Here is a 16,786-nt window from a genome sequence, read left to right as displayed (position 1 = left end):
CATTGAGGTTGGCTGACACACCGCCATCGCGAGCAGGCTCGCTCCCACAGGGACCTCCTGTGATGGGGTCTGGTCCGGGCAGGCCCATTCACCTCACTGTGCCGCGCGCACCTTGGCGATTTCCTCGTACATCGTCTTCACCAGGTCGCCATCCAAGGATTTGGCGAACTTGTCGACTACCGGTTTCACCCGCTCACGCAAGCGATCTTTCTCGGCTGGGGTGATTTCATTGACTGTCATCGCAGCGGCCAACGTGGCCTTGGCCTTGTCCATGCTCGCCGCCGTGACTTCACGCTGGAATGTTTGCGCCTCGGCCGCAGCCGCGCGAATCATCGCTTTTTCATCGTCGTTGAGACGGTTCCAGGTTTTCTGGCTGATGATCAACGATTGCGGATTGAAGATGTGCCCCGTGACGGAAAGGTACTTCTGCACCTCGTAGAACTTGTTGCCCTCAATCACCGTGAAAGGGTTCTCCTGGCCGTCGATGGTGTGCTGCTCAAGGCCGGTGTAGACCTCGGGGAACGCCATCGGCACGGGGTTGGCGCCCAGGGCGGAGAAGGTCTCCAGGTAGATCGGCGACTGGATGACGCGAATCTTCAGGCCCTGCATGTCTTCAAGCTTGGTCACCGGATGCTTGCTGTTGGTCAGGTTGCGAAAGCCCAGGTCCCAATAACCCAGCCCTACCAGCCCTTTGCTGTCCAGTTGCGCCGCCAGTTTCTGCCCGACCGGCCCATCGATGACCGCATGGGCTTCCTCGACGTTGTTGAACAGGAACGGGAAATCGAGCATGGCGTAATCCGGTGCCTGGGCGGCCAGGATGCCGGAGTTGAGCACCGTGATGTCCAGTGTGCCGCCCTGCAACGCCGACACCGTTTGCACATCACCGCCCAACGTACCGCCGGGGAACAGGCGGACCTTGATCTTGCCGCCGCTCTTCTCGCTGAGCAGGTCGGCGAACTTCTGCGCGCCCTGGCCCTGGGGGTGTTCCTTGACGTTCTGGAAGGCGAATCGCAAGGTCCGTTCGCGGATTTCGTCCGCGTGGCTGGCCACGCCGGTCAACAGCAAGCCCGTCGCGCACGCCCCGGCCAGCAGTGTTTTCATCAGTTTTCCCATGTCACTCTCCGATCGTTATTGTTTTTAAGGTCGAGCTAACAGCACCGGTGTTAGCCGGTGAAGAATTTCAACGGCCCCAGGACCAATTGCGGGAACAGGACCAACAGGAACAGCACAACGAACTGCGCAAACATGAACGGCCATACCCCGCGCACGATTTCCTCGAAGTCCAGCTTGGCCACCCCGCAAACCACATTGAGCACCGTGCCCACGGGCGGCGTGATCAGGCCGATGGCCGTGTTGATCAGGAACAGCACGCCGAAGTACACCGGGTCGATCCCCGCCTGGATGACGGCCGGCATCAGCACCGGGGTGAGGATGAGGATGGTCGGGGTCATGTCCATCACCGTCCCTACCAGGATGATCAGCACCATCATCACCAGCAACAGAACGGTCTGGTTGTCCATGAACGGCGCCAGCAGCTCCGCCAGTTGGCCCGGCAGGTCGGCGATGGTCACCAGCCACGATGAAACCATGGCCGCCGCCACCAGCAGCATCACCACCGAAGTGGTCTTGGCCGAGGACAGGATCACTTCGTACAACTGGCTGACCTTCATTTCCCGGTAGATCACCAGGGACACGAACAGCGAATAGACCGCCGCGACCACCGCCGCTTCCGTGGGCGTGAAGATGCCGAATTTGAGGCCCAGGATGATGATCAAGGGCAGGCCCATCGCCCAACTGCCGTCGAGCAACGTGCGCAGTACTTCGGCACGGGAGCGCTTGGGCGGCGTCTCGACGTTCTCGCTGCGGGAGATGTACCACCAGGCAACGGCCAGCGAAGCCCCCAGCATCAACCCCGGCACGATACCGGCCAGGAACAGCTTGGAAATCGACACCCCGGATGCCACACCAAAGACGATGAAGCCAATGCTCGGCGGAATGACCGGCGCAATGATGCTACCGGCGGCGATCAGTCCGGCCGAGCGCCCTCGGTTGTGCCCAGCCAAGACCATCATCGGTATCAGCAACGCCGCCAGAGCCGCCGCATCGGCCACGGCCGAACCGGACAACGATGCCAGCAGACAGGAAGCGATGATTGCCACGTAACCGAGGCCACCGCGCTTATGCCCCACCAGCGCCATGGCGATGTTGACGATGCGTTTGGACAAGCCACCGACGTTCATGATTTCGCCGGCCAACATGAAGAACGGCACGGCCATCAGCGGAAAACTGTCCGCGCCGTTGAGCAGGTTCTGGGCAATGATCTGCGCATCGAACAGATCCAGGTAAACCATCAACGCCACGCTGACCACCAGCAAGGCAAACGCGATGGGCATGCCCAGTGCCATGCTGCCGATCAAGGACCCGAGGAAAATAACCAGCGTCATGGGCGGGTACTCTTGATGGAGTCAGGGGTGCTGGGGTGATGAGTGATCGCCTCGGCGTCGTTGTCCTTGACCATCACCAACTCGTCATCCTCGAGCTTGCCGAACAGCGCCAGGTAGAGCTCGTAGAGCAGGATCGGTGCGGCACTGGCGCCGAACACCAGGCCGGCGCCATAGAACAGCGCCATGGACAATCCCGACGCCGGGGCGACGACGTTCAGGTTGATCGCCGCCTGTTGCCAACTGCCACTGAAGATCAGCCAGCAGATGTACAACATCAGCAGATGCCCGATGACCAGGCAGATCCGCTTGCCTGTCGACGGCAAGCGCCTGACCAGGCTGTCCATGCCCAGGTGGGCACGGTCCTTGAGCGCCACCAGGGCACCGAGAAAAATCATCCAGACGAAGAACCAGCGCGACAGCTCCTCCGACACACTGATGCCGGAGTTGAAGGCATAGCGCAGCACCACATTGCCGAACACCAGCACGATCATTGCGAGCATGCACAGCACGATCAGCAGCTTTAGCAGCTTGAAATACAAGTCGACGACTTTTGCCATCTTGAAGACCTCTCGGATTGTCGAGTGCCGGGTTCCAACCGGCGTGATAGAACGGCGACGGTGTCCGCTATCGAATCCAAATGGAGGTGTTCCGAGGGGCTTGAGGCCAGGGGCGCCAGACCGAGGGAAAGGTGTCGGGCGTTTGCAGACAGGTTCGCATGAGGTGTTCCTCGATTTTTTATTATGGTCTTGGCAATGCGTCGCAAGACGTATGTGGCGCCTAAAATGTACCAACCGGTTAGTACGGTCAATATCCTAGGCACGAACCCATGACAAAGCGGGCGATTATCGGCTATGCGTTCACACGTCTGCCCGCCCCCACACCTGCGAAACCAGACACAAACTTTCCTTGGTTGAAGAACAGCAGTACGCCCGATTAACAGTCATCTATTAACCGCTCGTCATAATAAATAAAAATAAAATGAACAAAGCTCAGTCAGGGCATCTTGCGCAAATTCAACTTAAGCCCACTAATTACGACCTCACGACAACATTCCGGCGCCATTCTAACGGCATGCAGAAATTCCATCTTGTTTTTTCAGGCGCCAATAATTAATAACGGCACACTTCGCACAACCGAAACAAAAAACAAAAATAAAACCCTTTAAAATCAATACAAAACAACATTAATTCGGAAAATTAACAGCCATCACCCCATCCTTGATGACGCTTTTAAAAAAATATTAATAAAACCTCATATAAAAAACTTTGCGAGGACGCACTTTGATGCTATTAATCTGCCGAGCCAAAAACCAAGGTGCCACCACGTAACTTTCTTTACGCGCACAACCCCTTTCGGATATTGGAACCACACTTAACTTAAATCAATTACTCAAGTGCGTGCCCGCACTTGGGCGAACTGTTGTGCGGCGCAGCAAACTGCGCGAGGAAGGGCGTCATCGCTACTCAAGTCCCACGAATCAAGATCCTGTCGATTTTCGGCACCCGTCCCGAAGCTATCAAGATGGCTCCTTTGGTCAAGGCCCTCGCCGCCGAACCAGGCATTGAATCGCTGATCTGCGTCACCGGCCAGCATCAAAGCATGCTCAAGCAGGTGTTGGATCTGTTCGATCTCAAGGCTGATTTCACCCTTGACGTGATGACGCCGCACCAGACGCTCAACTCCCTGACTGCCGCCCTCTATAGCGCCATCGACCCGGTCCTGGAACAGACCCGGCCGGATCGGGTACTGGTCCATGGCGACACCACTTCGGCCATGGTGGCCTCGATGGCCGCCTTCCACCGGCGCATCCCCGTAGGCCATGTCGAAGCCGGGCTGCGCACCGGTGATATCTACAGCCCATGGCCGGAAGAAATGAACCGTCGCTGCATCGACCTCAGTGCCGACCTGCTCTTTGCCCCTACCGGCCAATCCCGCGACAACCTGCTGGGCGAACGCCTGCAGGGCCGCTGCCTGGTGACGGGCAACACGGTGATCGATGCACTGCAACTGACTGCCCAACGTATCAATGACGATGCCCGGTTGCGCGGTGATCTGGACCAACAGTTCCCGTTCCTGCAAACCGGACGCAAGCTGTTGCTGGTGACCGGTCATCGTCGGGAAAACTTCGGCGAGGGTTTCCTGGACATCTGCAAGGCCTTGCGAGAGCTGGCCCAGCGCACTGATATCCAGATCGTCTACCCGGTGCATCTCAATCCCAACGTACTGGGGCCGGTGACCGAACAACTGGGTGACCTGCTCAACGTGCACTTGATCAAGCCCCTGGATTACCTGGCGTTCGTGCGCCTGATGCAACATGCCCACGTCATCCTCACGGACTCCGGCGGTGTGCAGGAGGAGGCGCCGTCCCTGGGTAAACCCGTCCTGGTGATGCGCGACGTCACCGAGCGCCCCGAAGCCGTGGCCGCCGGTACCGTGCGCCTGGTGGGCACGTCCCCGGCCTCGATCATTGCTGGCGTGAACGCGTTGTTCGACGACGCGGCCTTGTGGCGTCGTGCCTCTCAAGCGGTCAATCCCTACGGCGATGGCAAGGCCAGCCAGCGCATCGTCGACACCCTGATGGGGCGTGCGGTCGACGACTTTGTCGTGGGTCAGGTGCAACCGGCCCACGAGCCGTCGCACACGCCGCTGTCCGAGCCACGCGAGTTGCTCGCCGATTTCACCTCATAACTGCTACCCACCCTTATCAGATCGAGATTTGCCTGAATGAAGCCTTCCGTTGCCATCCCTACGGGCGCGCTCAGCGCCCTTGCCTGTGGCCTGAGCCTGCTCGCGCTCATGCCAAACTTTGCCCTGGCTGCGGATAGCCCGCTCACCCAGGCAATCAACCGACTCAACGCCGATACCCGCCAGGAGCGTGAGATCCGCTTGAGCGACCTGGGCATCACCGCGCCAATCCTGCTGGGTGCCAGCGACGCTCGACGCGAACTGTATTTGCCGGTACCCGCCGGCGTGACCCTGAGCGATGCGACACTGCAACTGGACGCCAGCTATCTCAATGGCGAAGGCGGCCGCAATACCATGCTGCTGTCGCTCGATGGCTACCCGGTGCGCGCCGAAGGCCTCAGCGAAGCGCAGGGCGATGCCAGCGTTAAACTGGGCGTCGACCAGGCCCCACGGGACAATGGCCTGGTACGCCTGGGCATTGCCTGGTCGTCGGTGGTCTCCCGACCGCTGTGCGAAGAAGACCGGGTCATCGGCAACGTGCTGCGCATTCAGCCTGATACCCGCCTGAACTACAGCTACGATGCCAGCCAACTGAAGGATGTCGGCGTCGCCTGGACGACACTGCCGGCCAACCCTGGCATCCTGGTCGCACCGGGCTCGTTGTCGACCGGCAGCTATGATGCCGCCTGGCGATTGGGCGTGGCCCTGGAGCGGATCGGCAAGCATGCCCGTATCCTGCCCTTCCCTGCCCTGCAGGACAGCGTCGACCTGAGCAATCTGCGCGTCCCTGCCGAACTGTTGAACATTCCCGCCTTCGCCAGCCTCAACGGCAAGGGCCAGCATACCTTGGCCACCCCAGCCGAAATCGGTGCGCTGCTGATGCTTGGCCAAGTGCCGAACCTGCAGGCCGACCTGGCCATCAGCGACCCGCAACTGCTCCAGGCCATCAACCAGTCCCTGGATGCCTTGCAGAACCAGGTCCAAGGCGTCGACGCCACGGCAGCAGCGGCCTTGACCCAATGGCGCAATGCGCACGTCAACGCCGCCCTGGTGGGCACCGGCACTGACAACGTGCGCCTGGCGCTGCTGGGCACTCGCCCGGTGCTGACGATCGCCCCGGATGCGACCGGCAAAGCCTTGTCCTTGCTCGGCTCTGCCTGGAACAAACTGGCACGCAGCCGCCAGTTGACCGTGAACGAAGCGCAAACGCCGTTGAGCGAAGATGGCCGCGTGGCCCTGTCGCGACTGGGCGGCGCTCCTGGTAACTTCGATGTGGCCTCGCGATTCGACTGGAGCACTTCGTTCCCTCTGGGCAGCGTGGCGTATGACGGTCGCCTGCCCGTCACCGCAGTGGTCGACGTCTCCGCCGCACCCGGCGCTTCGGACACCGCGCCCGTGGCCTCGCTGTTTTTCAATGACTTCCTGATCGGTGCCCAGCAACTGACCACCGATGGCGAACCACAACGCATCCAGGCTCACATCCCACGCTACGCCCTGGGTTCGAAAAACGTACTGCGCGTCTCGTTCCAGCGCCAACCGGTCAGCGACCGTTGCCTCGAAACGCCTCAGGCGTTCCCGGTGTCCGTACTGCCTACCAGCCATATCGTGCTCGACAAAACCTCCCTGGGTGACGATTTCGCCGGTATCGCCGCACGCTTTGCCGTAGATACCCAAGTGCTCGTTCCCCAGGCATACCTTGACCATCCGGCCAGTAGCCTGGCCCAGGTGATCACCGTGGCCGACGCCTCGGGTGTCTCGCCGCTGCGCGCACAGTTGAAAGTCAGCACCGATCCGAAAGCCGTCGTCAGCCCGGACAAAGCCTTCCTGGCTTTCGAACTGCCGCTCAAGGACAGCAAGGAGTCGGTCCAAGTCGACGAGCAGGGTCACCTGCGGATCAACCATAAGGACCAGGTGATGCTGGATGTGCAGCGCCTCAACCAGTTGGCGTCGTTGCAAGTGGTGCAGACCTCGGGCCAGCACGGCCTGGTCTATCGGGCCCTGGGCGACCAACCCCCGAGACTGGCCAAGCCGGTCGTACTGACTCGTGGCGATGTGGCGATCCTGGGCGACAACGGTGCCGTGGCGATCTTCGATACCCAGGATCCCAACGGCAGCCAGTTGATCGGCGAGGAAGAACCCAAGGGCCTGGACGCCTGGCGCAAACCTTCGCTGCTTTGGCTGATCCCCGGTGGCATTGCCTTGTTCCTTATCTTGTTGCTGGCTGGCCGTAGCGCCCGTCGCAATCGCCAGTAACGGTAACCTTTGATGACGTCGCTTTATTGGCCCTATTGGCTGGCCCACTACTATAACTACCTGGAAGCCGCGACCATTGTGGTCGCGGTACTGATCCTGATCTCCAGCCTGGACGATCTGATCATTGACGTGTGGTACTGGTCTCGTCGCCTGTACCGCAAATTCACCGTGGATCGCCGCTATCGGCCCCTGACCGTCGAGCAATTGCTGGCCCGGGACGAACAGCCCCTGGCGATCATGGTCCCGGCCTGGCTGGAATACGACGTCATCGCGCCGATGATCGAGAACATGGTGTCGACGCTCGACTACCAGAACTACGTGGTTTTCGTCGGCACCTATGTCAACGACCAGCGCACCATCGACGAAGTCGAGCGGATGCGCCGGCGCTACAAGCAACTGCACCGCGTGGAAGTGCCCCATGCCGGGCCGACCTGCAAGGCTGACTGTTTGAACTGGGTGATCCAGGCGATTTTCCTGCACGAGAAAACCCATGGCATGACCTTCGCCGGCGTCGTGTTGCACGACAGCGAAGACGTGCTGCATCCGCTGGAATTGCGCCTGTTCAACTACCTGTTGCCGCGCAAGGACATGATCCAGTTGCCGGTGGTCTCGCTGGAACGCAACTGGTACGAATGGGTGGCGGGCGTCTACATGGACGAGTTCGCCGAGTGGCACGGCAAGGACCTGGTAGTGCGTGAAAGCATGACCGACACCGTGCCCTCCGCCGGCGTCGGCACCTGTTTTTCTCATCGTGCCCTGCGGGTGCTGGCCGGTGAAACCGAAAACCAACCGTTCAACACCGACAGCCTCACCGAGGACTACGATGTTGGCGCACGATTGGCCAAGGTCGGCATGAACGCGATCTTCGTACGCTTCCCGGTGCAGTTCCGGGTGCTGCGCAAATCCTGGTTCCGCAAGCCCTATGAATCGACCCTGACGATGCCGTTGTGCGTGCGCGAGTTTTTCCCCGACACCTTCCGCACCGCCTTCCGGCAAAAGGCCCGCTGGACCCTGGGCATCGGCCTGCAAGGCTGGGAACAGATGGGCTGGAATGGCTCGCTGGCCAACCGATACCTGCTGTTTCGCGACCGCAAGGGTGTGGTGACAGCGTTCATCAGCATCATTGCCTACGTGATTCTGGTACAGCTGCTGGGCCTGATCATCCTGCGCAACAGTGGCTTGTGGGACGTCAGCTTCCCAACGCCATTTGAAACCAGCGACGTGATCAAATACCTGCTGCTGGCCAACGGCGTTGCCCTGGCCTGGCGCATCCTGCACCGCTACTACTTCACCACGGTACTGTACGGCTGGCAGCACGGTTTGCTGTCGATCCCGCGCATGCTGGTGGGCAACTTCGTCAACTTCATGGCCGCCTCTCGCGCCTGGCGCATGTTCCTGGTGGGCAAGGTCATGAACCGCAAGCTGGTCTGGGACAAGACCATGCATGACTTCCCGTCCACCGACCTGGTCGCCACCGCACCACGCCGCCTGGGCAGTGTATTGCTGTCCTGGCAAGCCATTACCGACACCCACCTGCAAAGCGCACTTGACGAACAGCAGTCGCGCAATGTGCCGCTGGGTCGGATTCTGCTCAATAACGGCTGGCTGGACGACGAAACCCTGGCCGAAGCCATTGCGTTCCAGAATGACCTGCCGCGGGTCTTTGAGGTGGCCGAGAAAGCGGCGGCCTCGACGTCGTCACTGGCCAGCGAGTTTGCCTTGCGCTGGCGCGTCATTCCCCTGGGGCGCAATGGCGAAGGACGTGAACAGATCGCCGTCGCCAACCCGCTTTCCGATGAAGGTCTGCAACAGGTCAGCACCGAATTGGGCAGCGAGCCGGTGCAATTGATCGCCCGGGAGAGTGAAATTCTCGCGTTGTTGCGCCGATTGCCAGCGAACAACGGTCATGCCGTACCGAATGCCAGCGCGCCGCTGCTGGGCGACCTGTTGATCGAAATGGGCCTGCTCGACCGCGATCAGTTCAGCCACGCCATGCTGCAGTATCGTCCGCAGCATCACGGCCGGATCGGCGACTACCTGGTCGACAGCGGCGTATTGCCCCGGGCAACGATCGAACAGGTGGTGGCACGCCAGCACAGCCTCTACCCAATGGAGCTTCCGGCATGAACCGCCCCCTTCTGACCCTCTTGGCCGCGGGGCTGAGCCTGATTCCCGCGCTCGCGACTGCCGAGACATTGCCGCTGCCGTTGACGGGGCCGGCCTACACCGCCGCCAACGAGGCCTACAGCGCCTACGAGCGCAAGGACTACGACCTGGCCATCGCCAAGGCGCGCGAAGCCCTGCGCCTGCGCGCTGACGTGACGCGCTTGAACGCGCTGATCGAGTTGGCCGAACGGGACAAGAAACTGCGCGACCAGCCCCAGACCGCCAGGTCATCCCGCGCCGCGCCGGCAGCACCGGGCTTCGCCGCCGCGTCCCAGGGCTTCAAAGCCTATGATCGCGAACAATTCGGCCTGGCCGCGCAATCGGCCCGCAGGGCCATTGCCCAGGCACCACGACGCCGGGAATACCGGTTGCTACTGGTCGACGCCCTGCAGCGCCGGCAACATCTGGAAGAAGCCGACCAAGCCGTGACCGATGCGCTAGGGGTCTTCACCAATGACACCACGTTGCTGATGCGGCGCAAAGAAATTCGCCGCCAACTGGCAGCACCGCTGGCGGTCCAGGGCTACCGCGCCCTGCAGCAAGGCAACCGAGCCCTGGCTGTGGAAAAGGCCCGCAAAGCTGTAGCCTGGGCTCCGGAAATCGCCGCCAACCAGCAACTGCTCGACAATGCGTTGCTCGATGCCAATGATTCCGACGCACCGGTCCTGGAGTGTCAGGAAAGCGCCTTCGGCCTGACGTGCGCCACCCGGCCGGTTAACACCTATGAGCGGGCACCGATGAGCGACCTGCAGCTTGCCTATGATTCGGTCCGCAGCGGCGATGACGAGGCGGCCCACACCGCGTTCCGTAAGGCCGACGCCACTGAGCCACTGAAGCCGGCGGCAGCCCAGGACGCCGCCTACAACGCCATGCGTGTCCATGAAGACGACGAATCCATCGCATACTTCAAGCGCGTGATCGATGGGCAAAAAACTGCGGAAACACCTATGTCCGCGCAACAACTGTTCGATACCCGTCGCACCGTGGGTGACGTTTCGCGCAGGATGGGCCTGACCAGCACGACCAGCTATCGCGGCTCCAGTGGCCTGAGCGGAGCGCCGAGCACCAATAACAGCGGCGGCAGCGAAAGCAACGACCTGCTGCAAAACAGCACCGAGCTGTCCTGGCGCCCGTTGGGTTATCGCAACGCTCGCTTTGTCGAACTCTACGGGCGTATCACCGACACCCTGTGGAGCAAGAACAGCGACTCGGACACCGGCGCCGATGCCCTGCAAGGCGCCGTTGGCGTGCGGGTCAAACCCTTCAGTTCCGTCAACATCATGGCCGCCCTTGAACGCACCTTCCCCCTTGGATCGTCCAATGTCGACGGCGACTGGCTGGTGCGCCTGGGCTACGGTTCGAGCATCGGTACCGACCTGCGGGTCGATGTGCCGAGCTGGTGGACCTCGCAGTTGTATGCCGAGGTCGGCCATTACATCAATGACTCGCGCAATTACTTCAACAGCGAATGGCAAGTGGGCCGCAGCTACGCCATCGGCGGGACCGGTTCGCGTTGGGTGACCTTCCCCCATGTCGTGGCGGCGATCGACTACGATTCGAAGATGAAGAGTGAAGCCGGTGGCGGCTTTTCTTCCGGCGACGCCGGAGGAATCGGGATAGGAAACAACGTACGCTACTGGTTCCGGGAAGACGCCTACAACGCGCCACGCTCCTATGTGGAATTTTCCCTGCAATACCGCGCCAGGGTGTTCGGCGAGGATCGCGCCAAAGGGGTGTTCGCGCGCTTGACCTACTCCTATTGATCCGCTGGGTGTGCCAGTCGGTCCATCGTTACGAAAAGCGGCTCGTCTTGCCGAGCCGCGACTACACTGCATCCAGAAGGAACTTGTTTGAAAAGCTTCGCAACGTTCATTCATCGCAAGACTGTCGCGGCGCTGTTACTGGCCGCGCTCCTCGCCGCAGGTACAGGGACGTACTACATGACCACCCGCGCGGCACCGAACATCGTCGGCATCGTCTGGCAGCCGGACAACCAGACCGTCGGCATCAGCGGCAATTGGGAAAAACTGGGCGTGCATGAACTGCTGGTGCAATGGACGGTGGTGGACGACCAGGCCTTCGTGCCTGGCACCGGCCTGACCAGCGTGCCGGTACTGCCGGATTGGGCGCGCATCGCCAAGGCGCCCTGGGCCCGGGATGTCATCCTCGGACTGGCGGGCTATTTCAGCGAGAACCGCTCTCGGGACGATATCGAGCAACTGGCGGCGCTGTCGGAGCGCATCGCCGGGTTACCCACGCCATTGCATGTCACCGGTTGGTACTTTCCGGCTGAAGTCGACCCCAGTTGGTCAGGCGCCACGGAATTACCGGCCCTGCTCGCCAAGCTGCCGCGGCCGCTGTGGATCAGCGTCTACGACGGTGCCAACATCGGCCCCGCCGCTACCGCAGACTGGCTCAAACAATGGCTGCCAAACGATATCGGGGTGTTTTTCCAGGACGGCGTCGGCGTCTACGCCCGCACCGCCCCGGTGGCCCGAAACTACGCCGATGCCCTGCGCGATCGGCTTGGCAAGGATCGTGTGCGGATCATCGTCGAAGCCTTCCGCCCCCAATACGGCGGTGGTTTCCGCGCCGCCACCGTCGCCGAGCTCAAGCCACAACTGGCGGCCTATTCGGGCTACCCGCTCTACCTGTTCGATGGCCCGCACTACATGGCGCCTGCGTTAGTGGAGCAACTGAAGCAAGCCCTGGCCACGCCTTGATCAAGGCTTGATGTTTTTCAGCTCATTGAGCAAGGCGAGCAGTTGCTGCATCTTTTCCTCGCCGAACTGTTCTTCGATCCGCCGGTAGTTGCCTTCCATGCCCTCGCTCATCGACACGAAGCACTGCTGGCCGCGTTCGGTCAGGCCGACGAAAACCCGGCGCTGGTCCTGGATGGACTTCTGTCGCCGCACCAGGCCATCGCGCTCCAGGCGACTGAGCACACCGGTCATGCTCGGCTTGAGAATGCAGGCCTGATGGGCGAGCTGGTGGCTTTCCAACTCACCTTGCTGATGGAGGATGCGGATCACTCGCCACTGCTGTTCCGTGAGGTCATGCTGGTTCAGCGCCGGGCGGAAAAAAGCCATCGCCGCTTCGCGGGCTTGCAACAGGGTCAGGGTCAAAGAAGGTCTGGGGTTAGCCATGTTCGAACTGTGTGGATGGGCGAGTCGGCAGCTTAGTGTCGCTGTCACAGCGCTGCAAGCGCTCAACGCAACCCCGATTGCCGTTGGCGATACTCCCCCGGCGTGAGTTGGGCGTAACGCTGGAAAAACCGACTGAAATACGCTGGGTCCTTGAACCCGAGCTGGTAGCAGATTTCATTGGCCGAGCTGCCGGTGAACAACAGCAGTCTCTTGGCCTCCTGCATCAGCCGCTCCATGATCAGGCGCTTGGAAGGCAGGTCGGCGATGCGTCGGCACACGTCGTTGAGGCGCGCCTCGGTCACGCCGATGCCCTCGGCGTAGCGCGACAGCGGCCAATGTTGTAGATAGTGGGCTTCGATCAGCTCGTTGAAGCGATGAAATATCTTCAGGTCTTCATGCCGTGCCGGCCTGGCTTCCAGGGAATTGGAACACAGCCGCAACAGGCTGATCATGATCAACCGCGTCACCCCATCCAGCGCCGCACCGCGCCCCGGACGCCCCGCCACTACCTCTTCGCTCAGCTCCTCGAACAAGTATTCCAACCGTCGCACCTCCCCCGCGTGCCCAGGTCCCAGTTGTGCCAAGGCCACGCAGGCGGCCGGCATTTGCACGCCAGCCGGCGCCAGGCTCGGGTCGGCATCGATCAACTGCCACACCAATTGCTGGCGCACCGTCAGCACATGCCCGTCACTGTCGGCTTCGGTCACGAAGGCATGGGGAATGGTCGGCGGAGTGAGGAAGAACATCGGGCCGGATTCGACGTACTGCTGGTCATCGAGGTACACGCGCACGGTGCCGCTCTTGACGTAGTGCACCTGGAAGAACCGGTCGTGGCGATGTACCGGCATGTTGCGGCCGAAAAAACCCGCCAGGTTGGCGAGCCGGTCGTAATGCACTTCGGCGTCGCTGTAGCGCTGGTCATACACCTGACCAATGTTGATGTTCGGGATCGGCTGGCGGTCGGTCATCACGCAGTGCTCGTTTTTATTCTGATTCAGGTATCTGTCGTACTCATCCTGCCCCGAATCCGACGAGGCAACCAGTGCCGGTCATTCTGTCACGCTTGACGATAGTTAACATCTTAATTATAACTGTTAACACATTAACGATAACCGCAGAGCCCTCATCACTCTGCCATCGCCAGGAGACAAGCATGAGCCGTGCCCTGCATGACGTCGCGACCGGCACCCTGTTCGGGGTCGCGCTGAACTACCAGGGGCTGCTGAAACAGCGCCTCGCCGAGTTCGAGCAACCGCCCTACCAGAAGCCGCCGCTCAAGCCCGTGCTGTTCATCAAGACGCCCAATACCCGCAACCGGCACGGCGCCGATGTGGTTCATCCGGGTCATGGCGAAAGGCTGCAACCCGGACCGGCCCTGGGCGTGGTGATGGGCAAGTCGGCCAGCCGCGTCAGCACCGCCGAAGCCCTGGAGTACGTGGCCGGCTACACCGTCGTCAATGAATTCAGCCTCCCGGAAGACAGCTATTACCGCCCCGCCGTCAAGGCCAAGTGCCGGGACGGCTTCTGCGCCATCGGCCCGGAACTGGTGCCGCTAGCCCAGGTGGCTGACCCTCACAGCCTGGCGATCACGCTGTACGTCAATGGCGAGGTGTGCCAGCAAAACAGCACGGCCAATTTCGTTCGCAACATTCCCCAGTTGATTGCCGAAATCAGCGAGTTCATGACCCTGCATGCCGGCGACGTCTTGATCACCGGCACGCCTGAGGGCCGGGTCGATGTATTGCCCGGTGACCGTGTCGAAGTGGACATCAGCGGCCTGGGTCGTCTGGTCAATACCGTCGTGGCCGAGGAAACAGGAGCAGGTTCATGAAGCACGCGCGCATTCGTTTTGAAGGCCAGGATCACGCCGTCACCGTTGAAGCTCACAACGCCGTACGCCTGGCGGACGGTCGCCTGCTGGCCGAGGACCAGGTCCAGTGGCTGCCCCCGGCCACCGGCAACATGTTCGCCCTGGGCCTGAACTATGCCGATCACGCCGCCGAGCTGGCGTTCAAGCCGCCGACCGAACCCCTGGCGTTCATCAAGTCGCCCGGCACCTACACCGGCCATAACCAGGTGACCTGGCGTCCCGATAACGTCGCCTATATGCACTACGAGTGCGAGCTGGTGGCGGTCATCGGTAAAGCCGCGCGCAACGTCAAGCGCGAGGATGCACTGGGCTATCTGGCCGGCTACACCGTGTGCAACGACTATGCGATCCGCGACTTCCTGGAAAACTACTACCGCCCCAACCTGCGGGTGAAGAACCGTGACGCGACGACGCCCGTCGGCCCCTGGATCGTCGACGTGGCCGATGTGCCGGACCCGAGCAACCTGAAGCTGCGCACCTGGATCAACGGCCAGTTGCGCCAGGAAGGCAGCACGAAGGACATGATTTTCGACATCCCTTACCTGATCGAATACCTGTCCAGCTTCATGACCCTGCAGCCCGGCGACATGATCGCCACCGGCACGCCGGAAGGCCTGGCGGACGTGGTACCCGGCGATGAAGTGGTGGTGGAAGTGGAAGGCGTCGGTCGCCTGGTCAATCGAATTGTCAGCGAAGCCGAGTTCTTCGCATCCCGTAAAGAGGCGTGAGCAGCATGATCAAACACTGGATCGACGGCCGTGAGGTCGAAAGCAAAGACGTCTTCGTCAACTACAACCCGGCCACCGGCGAGGCCATCGGCGAAGTCGCCAGCGGCGGCGCCGAGGAAGTGGCCCAGGCGGTCGCGGCGGCCAAGGAAGCGTTTCCGAAATGGGCCAACACCCCGGCCAAGGAGCGCGCCCGGCTGATGCGCAAGCTCGGTGAACTGATCGAGCAGAACGTGCCGAAACTGGCCGAACTGGAAACCCTCGACACCGGTTTGCCGATCCACCAGACCAAGAACGTGCTGATCCCGCGGGCCTCCCACAACTTCGATTTCTTTGCTGAAGTCTGCACGCGGATGGACGGCCATACCTACCCGGTCGACGACCAGATGCTCAACTACACCCTGTACCAACCGGTGGGTGTCTGCGCACTGGTATCGCCCTGGAACGTGCCGTTCATGACCGCGACCTGGAAGACCGCGCCGTGCCTGGCCCTGGGCAACACGGCCGTGCTGAAGATGTCCGAGCTGTCGCCGTTGACCGCCAACGAGCTGGGGCGCCTGGCCGTCGAGGCCGGCATTCCCAATGGCGTGTTGAACGTGATCCAGGGTTACGGCGCCACCGCCGGCGATGCGCTGGTGCGCCACCCGGATGTGCGGGCGATCTCCTTCACCGGCGGCACCGCCACCGGCAAGAAAATCATGCAGACCGCCGGGTTGAAAAAGTATTCGATGGAACTGGGCGGCAAGTCGCCGGTGCTGATTTTCGAAGACGCCGACCTGGAACGGGCACTCGATGCCGCGCTGTTCACCATTTTTTCCCTCAATGGCGAACGCTGCACCGCCGGCAGCCGCATCTTCATCCAGGAAAGCGTCTACCCGCAATTCGTGGCCGAGTTTGCCGCCCGCGCCAAACGCCTGATCGTCGGCGACCCGCAAGACCCGAAAACCCAGGTCGGTTCGATGATCACCCAGGCCCATTACGACAAGGTCACCGGCTACATCAAGATCGGTCTCGAAGAAGGCGCCACCCTCCTGGCCGGTGGCCTGGAACGCCCGGCCAACTTGCCGGCGCACCTGAGCCGCGGCCAGTTCATCCAGCCGACGGTGTTCGCCGACGTGAACAACAAGATGCGCATCGCCCAGGAAGAAATCTTCGGCCCGGTGGTCTGCCTGATCCCGTTCAAGGATGAAGCCGAAGCCTTGCAACTGGCCAACGACACCGAATATGGCCTGGCTTCGTACATCTGGACCCAGGACATTGGCAAGGCCCATCGCCTGGCCCACGGCATCGAGGCCGGCATGGTGTTCATCAACAGCCAGAACGTGCGCGACCTGCGCCAGCCTTTCGGCGGCGTGAAGGGTTCCGGAACCGGTCGCGAAGGCGGACAGTACAGCTTTGAAGTGTTTGCCGAGATCAAGAACGTTTGCATTTCCATGGGCAGTCATCACATACCGCGGTGGGGGGTATGACCCGCACCGATTGATACCACGCGCACCT

At 61.4% G+C, this 16,786-nt stretch carries 13 protein-coding genes; 8 read left to right on the top strand and 5 right to left on the bottom strand.

The annotated features are described in order from the left end of the window. Positions 1-93: 93 nt before the first annotated feature. Genes J4E63_RS12425 through J4E63_RS12415 form a run of 3 tightly spaced genes read right to left on the bottom strand, consistent with a single transcriptional unit; the run spans position 94 to position 3,001 of the window. Positions 94-1,113, bottom strand: coding sequence for a TRAP transporter substrate-binding protein (locus J4E63_RS12425; protein ID WP_158456053.1), 1,020 nt, complete (start codon positions 1,111-1,113; stop codon positions 94-96). Between the two features lie 50 nt (positions 1,114-1,163). Continuing rightward, the gene (locus J4E63_RS12420; protein WP_192263855.1) at positions 1,164-2,444 is read right to left on the bottom strand and encodes a TRAP transporter large permease subunit; all 1,281 of its coding nucleotides are present in this window, start codon (positions 2,442-2,444) and stop codon (positions 1,164-1,166) included. Next, complete coding sequence (locus J4E63_RS12415) at positions 2,441-3,001, bottom strand: TRAP transporter small permease (RefSeq protein ID WP_207282146.1); 561 nt, start codon at positions 2,999-3,001, stop codon at positions 2,441-2,443. The genes J4E63_RS12420 and J4E63_RS12415 overlap by 4 nt, the downstream gene beginning before the upstream one ends. Before the next feature lie 898 nt (positions 3,002-3,899). Between J4E63_RS12415 and wecB the strand changes: the two genes are divergently transcribed. From wecB to J4E63_RS12390, 5 genes are all read left to right on the top strand, one after another. Then, positions 3,900-5,132, top strand: coding sequence for a non-hydrolyzing UDP-N-acetylglucosamine 2-epimerase (gene wecB, locus J4E63_RS12410; protein ID WP_207282496.1), 1,233 nt, complete (start codon positions 3,900-3,902; stop codon positions 5,130-5,132). A gap of 36 nt (positions 5,133-5,168) precedes the next feature. Continuing rightward, a complete protein-coding gene (locus J4E63_RS12405) occupies positions 5,169-7,382 on the top strand; it encodes a hypothetical protein (protein WP_207282145.1) in 2,214 nt (737 codons plus the stop codon). Positions 7,383-7,394: 12 nt separating this feature from the next. Continuing rightward, the gene (locus tag J4E63_RS12400) at positions 7,395-9,509 is read left to right on the top strand and encodes a glycosyl transferase family protein (protein WP_207282144.1); all 2,115 of its coding nucleotides are present in this window, start codon (positions 7,395-7,397) and stop codon (positions 9,507-9,509) included. Continuing rightward, positions 9,506-11,311 carry a bacteriophage N4 adsorption protein A gene (locus tag J4E63_RS12395; protein ID WP_207282143.1) on the top strand — a complete coding sequence of 602 codons (1,806 nt, stop codon included), beginning with the start codon at positions 9,506-9,508 and terminating at the stop codon, positions 11,309-11,311. Before J4E63_RS12400 ends, J4E63_RS12395 begins: the two co-directional genes overlap by 4 nt. Positions 11,312-11,488: 177 nt before the next feature. Continuing rightward, positions 11,489-12,271, top strand: a complete 783-nt coding sequence (locus tag J4E63_RS12390; RefSeq protein WP_259333848.1) for a hypothetical protein — start codon at positions 11,489-11,491, stop codon at positions 12,269-12,271. On the opposite strand, the gene hpaR is transcribed toward J4E63_RS12390, so the two are convergent. Further along, the gene (hpaR, locus tag J4E63_RS12385; RefSeq protein WP_207282141.1) at positions 12,272-12,694 is read right to left on the bottom strand and encodes a homoprotocatechuate degradation operon regulator HpaR; all 423 of its coding nucleotides are present in this window, start codon (positions 12,692-12,694) and stop codon (positions 12,272-12,274) included. It abuts the gene before it with no gap. A gap of 62 nt (positions 12,695-12,756) precedes the next feature. Continuing rightward, positions 12,757-13,662, bottom strand: a complete 906-nt coding sequence (hpaA, locus tag J4E63_RS12380) for a 4-hydroxyphenylacetate catabolism regulatory protein HpaA (RefSeq protein WP_207282140.1) — start codon at positions 13,660-13,662, stop codon at positions 12,757-12,759. A gap of 185 nt (positions 13,663-13,847) precedes the next feature. On the opposite strand from hpaA, the gene J4E63_RS12375 reads away from it, so the two are divergent. From J4E63_RS12375 to hpaE, 3 genes are read left to right on the top strand one after another with little or no spacing between them, the layout of a single operon-like run. Then, complete coding sequence (locus J4E63_RS12375) at positions 13,848-14,525, top strand: fumarylacetoacetate hydrolase family protein (protein WP_207282139.1); 678 nt, start codon at positions 13,848-13,850, stop codon at positions 14,523-14,525. Beyond that, complete coding sequence (locus J4E63_RS12370) at positions 14,522-15,292, top strand: fumarylacetoacetate hydrolase family protein (protein WP_207282138.1); 771 nt, start codon at positions 14,522-14,524, stop codon at positions 15,290-15,292. The genes J4E63_RS12375 and J4E63_RS12370 overlap by 4 nt, the downstream gene beginning before the upstream one ends. A gap of 5 nt (positions 15,293-15,297) precedes the next feature. After that, a complete protein-coding gene (gene hpaE / locus J4E63_RS12365; protein ID WP_072404191.1) occupies positions 15,298-16,758 on the top strand; it encodes a 5-carboxymethyl-2-hydroxymuconate semialdehyde dehydrogenase in 1,461 nt (486 codons plus the stop codon). Positions 16,759-16,786: the final 28 nt, after the last annotated feature.

The organism is Pseudomonas sp. FW300-N2F2 (assembly GCF_017351655.1).
Classification (GTDB): domain Bacteria; phylum Pseudomonadota; class Gammaproteobacteria; order Pseudomonadales; family Pseudomonadaceae; genus Aquipseudomonas; species Aquipseudomonas fluorescens_AA.
The sequence above is the reverse complement of the archived record's forward strand: the minus strand, read 5'-3'. Positions and strand labels throughout refer to the sequence as shown.